The organism is Aliivibrio thorii (assembly GCF_057368585.1).
In genome coordinates this window covers 918775-930611 of sequence record NZ_CM170655.1, presented here as the reverse complement: position 1 = coordinate 930611, position 11837 = coordinate 918775, and the positions used below count along the sequence as shown (strand labels likewise).

Below are 11837 nucleotides of genomic sequence, written 5' to 3'. Positions count from 1 at the left end.
CTTATTTCTCCTCAATAACATTCAGTGATACAGGTAATGTAAGCAAGCTTGGCGCTACCTCTTTATTTGCTACCGAGTACGCATGATTAAGCTCCGAATTAAGTGAAGAATCTAATAATGCCCATGACTTTTCTTTTTGATCCCAAGTCCAATATTTATCTTGATTAAAATTACGTGCAATTAAAGAAATTCGACCTAAATACAAAATGTTAGCTTCAATGGTTTTATCATCATCAAGCGTAATTTTACCTTGGTAAACACCCAACTTAATGCCGTAATCCAGTTCGATTTGGTACGCTTCTAAAATACGACGATACTTCTCAGCATCACTGACATTCGCCACTGTCATCATGGTTTCTAGTTTTTCAATGCGAAGGTTACGCTGATCAATACGAATCGGCTTGTCATTTTTAACCGTTTGTTTTAAACCATTAATCATTTTATACATCAAAGGTACAACCCCTTGACGAGTTTGTTCAATGTCTGAGATTTGCTGATCAATATTACTCAATTCACTGTGTTGATCTTTTACTAATGCCTCTAAATGCTTGCGGTAAACATCGAGGTTTTTAACTTCTTCTTCCAATTGCTCAATATCAGAACGCAACGATAAAGTAGAATCGGCACTATGACTAATACGAGCCTGGCTTTGAGCAGAAGCCGTATTGGTCTTATTTTGAATGGTTTGAGCCGTTCCTAAGTCACTGGCATATACCGCCGTTGGTTGTGCCATCATTACAAATAGCCATGCTTTTTTCGTCAGTTTCATCATAATCAAATCGTTAATTAATAAAATTTCACCTAGCCAATATCAATGTAGGCTAGCCATTATGGAACATCTATTTTTAATGTGTGGAACGTTGGCCTTTTATCAGTAAACCAATAAAGTAAATACCTCCAATCACTGACACTAACGTTCCTGCCGCCACTTGCGATGGAAATAAAATATGCTGGCCTAACCAATCAGAAATTACCATTAACCAAGCACCAATTAATGCCGCGACGACAATTTGTTCAAATGCTTTTTTTGCCCCTAAAAGAACCGCCATATGGGGAGCAAGTAATCCAACAAATGCAATCGGCCCCATGGTAGCAGTTACTGCCCCACAAAGTAATGCAACACAAATAAGCAATGCGATAAAGCTCTTAGTTACGTTTAACCCTCTGGCTTGTGCAAACAAACGCCCTGCTGAAATAAGGGTTAGCCAACGATGAGTAAACAGTGAAAAAGCCACTAACAAAACAACGCAAAAGAATAAAATAAAAGCAGATTGTGGGGAAACTCGGTAAGTAGAACCCGCAAGCCAATTCAATAGTGAGTATGAATCCTCAGTCCCTTTTGCTAATGAAAATTGGACTAAAGCGTCGATTAACGCCGTTAATGCTATCCCAGTAAGAATGAGCATCGAAGGCGCATACTGATGACGCTTCCCTAGCACCAGTAGCAGCACTAATACCGCTAAGCTTCCGCAAAAAGCCACAAGAGGTGCCGCTTCAAAAATATTGAATCCTAAAAAAACGCTGCCACCAATTAAGCTTAATGTAGCTCCCGCTGAGATACCTAAAATATCAGGACTTGCTAAAGGATTATAAATCAATCGTTGCAATAATACGCCTGCAACTGCCAATCCAGCCCCTGCAGATAAAGAGGTAAGTAGCCTTGGCCATTTTAACTCCCAACTGAATTCACTCGGGAGCATCATTACCCACGGATGAAGTGTTTGCGTTGAATCTTTTGTTACCACGACAGCTAAAACCGCAACCACCACAAGACCCACAATCAATGATGGAATTAACCCTGTTGGTAAATATGATTTCCCTTTTGGTAAACTGATCGACAATTGATCTTGCGAACTCATGTTTCTTCGAGTAAACCAAATAAGTGCAGGTGCGCCAATAAATGCCGCCGCTGTTCCACTTGGGATCATATCTGTTGTGTACTGACTGAGCACTACCGCCAATAAATCCGTACCAACTAATAACGTAGCGCCTAATAATAAGCTAAAGCACAGTTCATCTCTTGGGGTTCTTGCACCTAAATGACGAGCAATATTTGGCGCAAGTAAACCAATAAAACTGATCACACCAACCACAGTTATTGAAGAGGCAACCAACCATAAACCAACGGTAAATAATCCAAAGAAAGCAGGAATAACATTAAGCCCACGAGCCGCAGCGCCAACATTACCCAAACGCAATAACGCTAAGACTCTGGGCGCAAAAATAAAAATAAGTACAGCGGCTGATAGTTTTGGTAATAACCATACAATTTGATCCCATCCATTCTGAGCCAGATCCCCAGCCCCCCAAATAAACAAGTTCTTTGCATATTGCTCATTTAATAAAATAATAGCGGTGGCGACAGCACCCAGAAAAATATTCACAGCCATGCCAGATAGCACGATAGGTAAGCCTGATAAATTTCGAATGCCTGCAATAGCAACAACTAAACCAAACGTGAGCGATGCCCCAACGAGTGCCGCCATAGACGCATAATCAGCTACATATTCAACAAACCACACATTCATAATGACCAAGGCTAGCCACGCACCTGATGCTGTACCCAGTGTCATTGGTGAAACGAGGGCGTTCTGAGTCAGCTGTTGCATTAAACTGCCGACTAACCCAAGCATCCCACCAACTAAAATTGCCATGATTAAACGAGGCAATTGTGACTCAACAAAGATGATCTTATCAAAGTCATCAAGCAAAGTAAGATCAACTCTCGCTTGGTTTATCGCTTGCCATTGCTGAGATAAACTCAATACAGCATCAAACTGAAACGTAGCAACCACCAATCCAATCAATACACAAAGTACCGATAGATAACGGAAAGAGACGCCCTTTAACTGACTACTCATTATTACCACTAACATTGACTGATTTAGGTGCTATCTCAAGTAAACTTTTTGCCAATGCTTTTGCTGTATATTTGATCGACATTGCGCCACCATAACTCCATACCGATTCAACACTATTGACTCGGTGTGTACGTACGAAAGGCATCGCATTCCAAATAACTGATTTGTTTAACTTGTTCTCTTCATTAAACGGTTTTATATACAACGCAATACCATCGTCAATATCACGAAGATCAGTTAACCGAAGTTGAGTCACTCCCCACTGATTGCTTTTTTGAGGTAACGCTGCAGTAAACCCCAACAGGTTTAACGCGTATTGCGCTGTTGAATTATCACCATACACAAAGACCGAGGTCATAGTTGCGAATCGAAACACAGACACGGCTGGTAACGCATTACCATACGCGTCAGCTAACTGCTGCTTTAATTCTGCTATCTCGGTATACATCTCAATTAACTTTTCTTGTGCGACTTTCTCTTTCCCTAATACAAGGGCAATAGCTTTAAAATTATTAATCGCCATCAAGCTATTATCATGATCTGCAGAGTAAGTTTGAAAATACAACACAGGCGCTATTTTTTCTAACTGAGGAATTAAATCAGCCTGCGGAGAAGCAACAAGAATCACATCCGGTTTTACCGCCGCTATTTTCTCAAAATTGGGTTCTGCGCGAGTACCGACATCTTCAATATCACTCGATAATGCGGGTTGTACTACCCACTCACTGTACCCCGCCGTATCTGTGAGCGCGACTGGCGTAACCATTCCGAGAGCAACCACTCAACAGACTTAGCCAAGCCGCTTGAAGGCCCTACATAAGGAAGAACTGCATATTCTTGAGCTGGAATGAAGATTTTTGATACCTTTTTACTTAGCGATATTAATTCTGAAGACAAGTGCTCATCATCAATAATTCCCGCCCAATAAATTAAAGACTCGGTATCATTTCGAGTATCGATGACGCCATATTTGCTCTTTGGGCTTGACGACATTTGTGTCAAATAGTCATCAAGCTCTTGCCATACTTGAGGTACCTTATCTAAAAAATCTGGTACATCAGCAAGCAAACCTTGCAACGTAGTTGGTAACCCCGTTAACGTAAAGCTCTCTCTATATTCTAAGCGTACTTGATAAAAGCCAGAGCCTTGGATCTCTGTTTGGCTTTTACTTTTTAGAAAAGGCTTACGAATACCAATTTTCTTACCTTGTTTTTGGTACTCTCGTGGTGACATTTTAAAATACTGTTTAAAAGAACGACTAAAGGCTATCTCTGAGGTAAAACCATATAAATAGGCAATATCTAACATTCGATATTTTTTATTTAAAACCTCAAGCGCAGCCATACTTAAACGTTGCTCTCGTACGTATTGAGCCACATTCATTCCAGTATGATTTAAAAATACACGCTGTAATTGCCACCGAGACCAACAGCTCATTTCCGCCAAAGTTTCCACAGATAATGGGCTATCCATATTTTGATGGATATACGCCAAAATAGTATCGATTCGATTGAACGTTTTATCATTATCGATATCTGCTGACATTACTGCTCTCCGGTCATTAAAGTAAGTAATCGCTTATATTGAACATAGGCACTTACCATAAAGTACAATAGTTCATAAATAATACAAGCATAAAAAATGGCAGCTTATTTATAAGCTGCCATACTAGATTTCTATCAGGATTTATTAGCTAAATTAGCCTTTTAGGCCTTGTTTTGCTAAGTACTCTTCGTAAGTACCGTGGAAATCGTTCACGCCATCTTTTGTGATTTCGATGATACGTGTTGCAATTGAAGATACAAACTGACGGTCATGAGATACAAACATTAATGTTCCTTTGTAGTTCTCTAGCGCCAAGTTCAATGCTTCGATTGATTCCATATCCATGTGGTTTGTTGGTTCATCCATTAATAAGATGTTTGGCTTTTGCATAATTAGCTTGCCAAATAACATACGACCTTGCTCACCACCAGAAATCACTTTTACTGATTTCTTAATATCACTTTGAGAGAAAAGCATACGACCAAGAATACCGCGAACCACTTGCTCGTCATCGCCTTCTTGTTTCCACTGACCCATCCAATCTAATAGATTTAGATCTTCAGCGAAATCATGGCCGTGGTCTTGTGCGTAAAAACCAATGTTGTTATTTTCAGACCACTTCACCATGCCTGACATTGGTTCCATCTCGCCCGCTAACGTATTCAGGAACGTTGATTTACCGATACCATTCTCACCGATGATAGCAATGCGCTCACCCACTTCAACCATTAGATTTACACCATTGATTAAAATGTTTTCGCCATAGCCTTGTTTTAGGCCTTCAACTTCTAATGCGTTACGGAAAAGTGGTTTTTCTTGGTCAAAACGAATGAACGGAGATTGACGGCTTGACGCTTTAATCTCTGTTAGTTCAATTTTATCCAAACGTTTCTGACGAGACGTTGCTTGTTTTGCTTTTGATGCGTTTGCAGAGAAACGGCTTACGAACGTTTGTAAGTCAGCAATTTGTGCTTTCTTCTTCGCATTATCTGCTTGAAGTTGTTCACGAGCTTGCGTTGCTGCAGTCATGTATTCATCGTAGTTACCAGGGAACAGACAAATATCACCGTAATCTACATCAGCCATATGTGTACATACTGCGTTTAAGAAATGACGGTCATGCGAAATGATGATCATTGTACAGTTACGAGCTAAAAGAACATCTTCTAACCACGCAATGGTGTGCATGTCCAGGTTGTTCGTTGGTTCATCAAGAAGCATGATATCTGGTTCTGCAAACAGAACTTGTGCTAAAAGAACACGAACTTTAAGACCTGGAGCAACTTCACTCATTAGGCCAAAGTGTTGTGATTCAGGAAGACCTAAACCTAATAGAAGTTCACCCGCACGAGCTTCTGCTGAGTAGCCATCCATCTCTGCGAATTCAGTTTCTAAATCACCAACACGCATACCATCTTCATCTGACATTTCAGGTAAAGAGTAAATACGGTCACGCTCTTCTTTTACTTTCCACAGTTCTTTATGACCCATGATAACAGTATCGATTACTGTGTATTCTTCAAATGCAAACTGATCTTGGCCTAACTTAGCCATACGTTCATTTGGATCTGTTGAAACTGTACCGCCAGACTGTTCTAACTCACCACCTAAAATCTTCATAAAGGTAGATTTACCACAGCCGTTCGCGCCGATTAAACCGTAGCGGTTACCGTTACCAAACTTAACAGAAATATTTTCAAAAAGTGGCTTATCGCCAAATTGCATTGTGATGTTAGCAGTCGTTAGCACAGTACATTCCAATTAGTTATTCAAATAGACATAAAAAAACTGGCCCATATGTCCAGCTTTTCAAATTTTCGCCAATTATAGCAGCATTTGTGATTTACATCACTTTTTATTCTGCTTTATTCTTTTCAATAGCTTAGCTAGCACTTTTGTTGGATTTAAAGCTCATCTAATCAAGTTCTGTGCTTTATGTCATATAACCTTGTACAAGATAAAATATCTTAAATAAGTGTTAGCTGTAAAAAATAAAAATCTGATATTATCCGCGCCACTCTACTTTGGTTGAACTACCGATAATCATGCCCTCGACAATATTAATTAAACATCTTCAACGGTCACTCACTTTTGTATTTGCTATTTTGATAAGCTTTATTATCTCAAAAGCTTTTGTTATAGAACCTGAGCATTTCCCTACCATTTCTATTGTCAGTTCAGTGATGGCTGTTAGCTTTATCTGCTACGGCAATCGAGCTTTAGTTGGTATAATTAGTGGCCTTTTTTTACACTATTATTTTGCAGGTAAAGAAATTGGAGTTACCCTTCTTTTTTCTTTGATACTTCCCACTCTTCCTTATGTCTTCGCACTACTTTTTAATACCATTAGTGAGCGTTTTAACGACTATCCAATATCTAAAAAAATTGGCTTATATTTTATAATCTTCTGCTGCTGCTTCCCTATATCCAACTCATTGCTCTTACTTTGGGTTCGTTTTATTGGCGATCAAATAGCACCAAGCATGGACTTTTTATCTTATTCTGTTTTAGGATCTTTTCTTACTCAAAGTCTGATCTCGCCGGTACTTATTTTTGCCGTTAGCCAATTTAACGAAAAAAGTTTAAAAGAGTATAAAACTCTTGATCGTGATATGCGTAATTCTTCAGATAACGATAAAAGTTACAAAATATGGTTATTAACTTGTACCTTATTAATGCTAATTGCAGTCACTCAGCCAGACCCACTCCTTCTAAACTCATTATGCTTTTTTCTATTAGTTCTCATTATTGTTGGCTTTGGCAAACATGGGTTTATTCGACCTCTCATTATGGCTGCGGTTGTCATTTTAATGATGGTTTTTGATAGCGTTACCCGAGTTAATTTATCTCAAAACATAGATGCTAATTTCTATGGTTTATTCGTTGTTTTATCCGTAATTACCGCTTTAGCCTATTTATTAGCTAGCCATAACATTAAAAATTATGAATTAACCCAAAAACAAATCTTAAATGAACGTATAGATCCTTACACTGGACTATATAATATCACCCAACTGAAAGACGATTTATCACACATAAGAACCTCTGTTCTTATTTATCTTGATATCACACCAACGCTGACCACGGTTAGTGATATCGGTCATGCAGGCCGTTCTCATCTTATCCAACAATTAAGTTTGTATTTAAGTGCAAGAGACCAAGGCATGACTAATTTTTATCGCCCACCTTTTAATACGGGGTTATTAAGTTTTATCCCTTTATCACACGACATTAAAGATGAGCTAAAGTATTTAGCGCGATACTTAAAGAAATTCCAGTTTTTTTGGGAAGGTTCCTCTATTACTTTAGTTGATCCTACATTGCATTGTGCAAAAATATCTAATGATAATGATATTGAAATGGCAGTTTCGATCTTATGTGAGCAGCGTCCTTTAGTTTCAGTTTCCACCAATTGGGTCGACGTACAACCAACGCCAATTTATAAAATATGCAAGTTGAGTTTTATACAAGGTGTATTTAAAAATAATCATTTTGAACTCCACTGCCAGCCTTATCTAAATTTATCAGACAAAACAGCAAAGAGTCATAGTTTTGAGGTATTACTTCGCATTAAATCAGAAACAGGGGAACAGATCCCACCTGCTGAATTTTTCCCATTAATCAATCAGTTTAGTTTAGAAACTAAATTGGATTCTTGGGTTATAAAAAATACGTTTAAAATGCTTGATTTAATGGTCGATGATTGGGGAAAAATAGAAAAATGTGCCATCAATCTAACGGCAAAATCACTTGGTTTACCTAGTCTTGCACATTCTATTATTTTAAGTGCAAATAAACATAATATTCCATTATCTCGTATTTGTTTCGAAATAACAGAATCATCCGCTTTACAAAATGAACAGCAAGCAATTGATACATTGAATATATTGCGAGAAGCAGGCAGTAAAATCGCTCTTGATGATTTTGGTACAGGCTATGCTAGTTTTGCATATTTACGTACCTTACCATTAGATGTGTTAAAAATTGATGGTTCATTTATCAAAGAGTTACCAACGAATGAACCGGATCGCTTAATCGTAAGTTCAATTGCAACAATAGCCAAAGAAATGAAACTTGAAACAGTCGCTGAGTTTGTTGAAACTCAAGAACACATTGAAATTTTAGAGCCTCTTGGGATCACTTACGGACAAGGCTATGGAATAGCAAAGCCACGCCCATTAGCGGATTACTTAGCAGAACTAAAAAATAGTGAATATGAGACGTTAAAAGCAAGTTAACTTATTCTCTATTTTTGAGAAATAAAAAAGGCTCAAACTACAATTTGAGCCTTTTTATCAATTGAATAAGTTATAAAAGGGTTATAAAAGTTCAACCGATTGCTGATCGATCACAAATTCTTCGTTGGTTGGAGTTGGTAAAGTATCGCACCAAATTAACGCGGTGGTTATGTACACAAGAGACACCGTTTAAAAATTATTTAATGCCTGCGCTCACCAACTTGAATCATATTTAGGTTTCAACCAACCCTCTTAAGATCCTTCAATGCAGCCTCTTGTGCCGTATTCTTAATCTTTACTCTCTTGACAAAGTATTATCGATGATACTTATCATTGAGCTACGAGTGTGTAGTCGTCAACTAAAATTGGTCACGGTTTTAGGGTTTTCACAATATAAACTTTCTGATTTATTGGGCGTTAGAACATTATTCTGCTCATGTGGCCTAAATTTATTGTAATATCCAATAACATAACTAACTTATCTCTTGTTGCGCCTCAGTGAAACTACGATAATCCACGGTTGGCATCTATTCTGTTTTAAAAGCGTTACTCTACTGAGTTGCTTGAACAAACCGAGCAAATCATCAATACTTATAGTAATCAGCAAACCAAAGAAACCCTAACAGTAGTAAAAGAAATCGTAAAACCGAAAGCGAAGAAAGTGATAACGATTGATACAAACTTTATCTTCCGTGATCTTAGTGACAACAGTTATTTAGAAACCGAGCAAGAGCTAGACGCTTACCTTGCTGCACTTAAAATACAGTTATCAGGCTTAATTACCTCTAACCATAAAATGTGAATTAAGTAATAATAACTACACACTTGCGCCCCCATACTCCTAGGGGTGTATTGAGACAATAACAATGACAGCTCAAATATCTGAAATACTAATTTATAATGGCGAAAAGGTTCGCTTACACAGTGCACCAAACATTCCCGAACAACATCCACATATCCGATTGGATACAAGCCAGCCTGAATTTATATCAACGGCATGTTGGCGTGGCTATGTCGGGACTTGGAAAATCACCAACAGTAAGCTTTACCTCAGCACAATTAAGGGTAAGTATATCGTTACAAACCCTGTACTCGCCAGGGTCCGCGCATGTTATTTACGCAGTGATTTCTAATATTTCGGGATATAATTTTTTAAAATAGCTTGAATTCGAAGTTTAGAAATGATCTTATACTGTTAACAAAACAGAAGAAGACAAAATAATGAATTACGACGAGTTTAAAGACCATTTTAACATATTAAGCGATACACGTCAGTCGAGAAAATCGACGTATAATTTCTTTGAAGTCATGTTCCAAGTGGTTACCGCAATGTTGTGTGGAATGAAGACCTGGGACGAGATAGATACCTTTGGTGAAGAGAATTTAACGTGGTTTAGAAAATTTAGCGATTACTCTCATGGAGTACCGAGTCACGATACCATTGCTCCAGGGTCCGCGCATGTTATTTACGCAGTGATTCCTAATATTTCGGGATATAATTTTTTAAAATAGCTTGAATTCGAAGTTTAGAAATGATCTTATACTGTTAACAAAACAGAAGAAGACAAAATAATGAATTACGACGATTTTAAAGACCATTTTAACATATTAAGCGATACACGTCAGTCGAGAAAATCGACGTATAATTTCTTTGAAGTCATGTTCCAAGTGGTTACCGCAATGTTGTGTGGAATGAAGACCTGGGACGAGATAGATACCTTTGGTGAAGAGAATTTAACGTGGTTTAGAAAATTTAGCGATTACTCTCATGGAGTACCGAGTCACGATACCATTGCTCGAATAGTTAGTTTGGTTGACCCCGATGAATTTTCAATTTGTTTTACACGGTGGTGCAATGATATTCAGCATGAAAAATCATTAGATACGACTCATGTAGCGATTGATGGGAAATCATTAAGAGGAACATATGACTATAGTAAAAACAAATGCTTAACTCATATGGTAAATGCTTATTCTGTTGATACAGGCTTGGTTTTAGGCCAATTAAAAACAGATTCCAAAAGCAATGAAATAACGACAATTCCTGAAATACTAAAGCTAATTAAAGTTAAAAACAGAATTATTAGTCTTGATGCAATGGGCTGTCAGAGAACAATTGCAGCAGATATTGTTAATAGAGAAGGTGATTACTTATTAGCAGTGAAAGGTAACCAAGAACGCTTACGTAATATGTTTTTAAATAAATTTTCTTTTGCTCAACTTGCTCATTTAGAGTGTGATAAATTTGAAACGGAAGAAGTCGGTAAGCGCGGAAGAAAAATGGTTAGGTCTTATTATGTTGTGCCATTTACAGAAGCATTTGGAGACTTCTCTGTTGATTGGGACGGTCTAGAAAGTTTATGTATAGCAGTGACTTATAATAAACATAACAAAAGTAACTCAGGGTCTTTAGGTATTAGATATTTCATATCATCTAAGAAATTATCAGCAGAAGAGTTTGGTAAATTATGCCGAGGCCATTGGGGTGTAGAAAGTATGCATTGGTGGTTGGATAGCGTAATGAAAGAAGACGACAGTAAGATAATGTATCAGCATGCTGCAGAGAATTTATCTAGGATCCGCCAGATGTGTATGAACTTCATAAAATTGGTGGATTTAAAAGGAACGTTAAAGAAACGGCAGTTGAAATGTGCACTTAATACAGACTTTAGAGAGATGGTATTATTTGGCACTTAGCTGTAATTTAACATTTTAGCAACTCATGCGTGGACCCTGCTGTACTCGCAGATTGGTATTGCGGTACTCTAGTCATTCCTGAGTCTGAACCTAGCGAGTATTTTCATGGCGGTTGGGGGTATGTTTACGCTAAAAACAAACTCATTACCATCGTGAACGGCGAAGTAACCAATATTCGATACCAAGATAAAAAGGCCACTGGCTATATTGATGATTGGGCTAAACAACGCTTAAACCAAACATTTGGTGCAATCGCTGAGGCTGCTCAAGAACTTTATTTATTGCCAGACGATAATGACAAAGAAAATAAGCTGATTGTTTTTACTTTCGACCAAAAAACAGTCTTGGAAACTATGACTGGTAAGCTTGTCTTAGCCGTTCAAGATAGCAAACAGTCTTTACCTATTTCTGCATGTCTTGCTCAACCTTGTAAGGTGGGGGGGAAATCACTCTCATAATCTCTCGGTCAGAATTCCTGCTCTATGGGCAGTTGATC

At 38.0% G+C, this 11837-nt stretch carries 10 protein-coding genes and 1 pseudogene; 5 read left to right on the top strand and 6 right to left on the bottom strand.

All coding sequences use genetic code 11. The annotated features are described in order from the left end of the window. Nucleotide 1 precedes the first annotated feature (1 nt). The 5 genes from AC2IP4_RS18185 to AC2IP4_RS18165 form a co-directional block, all read right to left on the bottom strand. Nucleotides 2-769: a DUF3450 domain-containing protein gene (locus tag AC2IP4_RS18185; protein ID WP_486307828.1), complete on the bottom strand. Its 768-nt coding sequence runs from the start codon at nt 767-769 to the stop codon at nt 2-4. Between the two features lie 76 nt (nt 770-845). Further along, complete coding sequence (gene fhuB / locus AC2IP4_RS18180; RefSeq protein ID WP_486310816.1) at nt 846-2861, bottom strand: Fe(3+)-hydroxamate ABC transporter permease FhuB; 2016 nt, start codon at nt 2859-2861, stop codon at nt 846-848. Continuing rightward, nucleotides 2854-3627, bottom strand: a complete 774-nt coding sequence (locus AC2IP4_RS18175) for an iron-siderophore ABC transporter substrate-binding protein (protein ID WP_486310815.1) — start codon at nt 3625-3627, stop codon at nt 2854-2856. Before AC2IP4_RS18175 ends, fhuB begins: the two co-directional genes overlap by 8 nt. Beyond that, nucleotides 3576-4406: a helix-turn-helix domain-containing protein gene (locus AC2IP4_RS18170; protein WP_375320784.1), complete on the bottom strand. Its 831-nt coding sequence runs from the start codon at nt 4404-4406 to the stop codon at nt 3576-3578. Before AC2IP4_RS18170 ends, AC2IP4_RS18175 begins: the two co-directional genes overlap by 52 nt. Nucleotides 4407-4559: 153 nt before the next feature. Further along, nucleotides 4560-6155 carry an ABC-F family ATPase gene (locus AC2IP4_RS18165; RefSeq protein ID WP_105055786.1) on the bottom strand — a complete coding sequence of 532 codons (1596 nt, stop codon included), beginning with the start codon at nt 6153-6155 and terminating at the stop codon, nt 4560-4562. A gap of 734 nt (nt 6156-6889) precedes the next feature. On the opposite strand from AC2IP4_RS18165, the gene AC2IP4_RS18160 reads away from it, so the two are divergent. Next, a complete protein-coding gene (locus AC2IP4_RS18160) occupies nt 6890-8644 on the top strand; it encodes an EAL domain-containing protein (protein WP_486310814.1) in 1755 nt (584 codons plus the stop codon). 355 nt (nt 8645-8999) lie between these two features. Here the strand turns inward: AC2IP4_RS18160 and AC2IP4_RS18155 are convergent. Next, nucleotides 9000-9171, bottom strand: a pseudogene (locus AC2IP4_RS18155) (IS3 family transposase); the annotation flags it as partial. A gap of 32 nt (nt 9172-9203) precedes the next feature. Here AC2IP4_RS18155 and AC2IP4_RS18150 point away from each other — a divergent pair. From AC2IP4_RS18150 to AC2IP4_RS18135, 4 genes are all read left to right on the top strand, one after another. Further along, on the top strand, nt 9204-9446 hold the full coding sequence (locus tag AC2IP4_RS18150; protein ID WP_486310813.1) for a hypothetical protein: 243 nt from the start codon (nt 9204-9206) through the stop codon (nt 9444-9446). A gap of 419 nt (nt 9447-9865) precedes the next feature. After that, on the top strand, nt 9866-10156 hold the full coding sequence (locus AC2IP4_RS18145; RefSeq protein WP_486310812.1) for a transposase family protein: 291 nt from the start codon (nt 9866-9868) through the stop codon (nt 10154-10156). A 60-nt stretch (nt 10157-10216) separates the two neighbouring features. Continuing rightward, nucleotides 10217-11341, top strand: coding sequence for an ISAs1 family transposase (locus AC2IP4_RS18140; protein ID WP_486310362.1), 1125 nt, complete (start codon nt 10217-10219; stop codon nt 11339-11341). A 29-nt stretch (nt 11342-11370) separates the two neighbouring features. Continuing rightward, on the top strand, nt 11371-11799 hold the full coding sequence (locus AC2IP4_RS18135; RefSeq protein ID WP_486310811.1) for a hypothetical protein: 429 nt from the start codon (nt 11371-11373) through the stop codon (nt 11797-11799). The last annotated feature ends 38 nt before the right edge of the window (nt 11800-11837 follow it).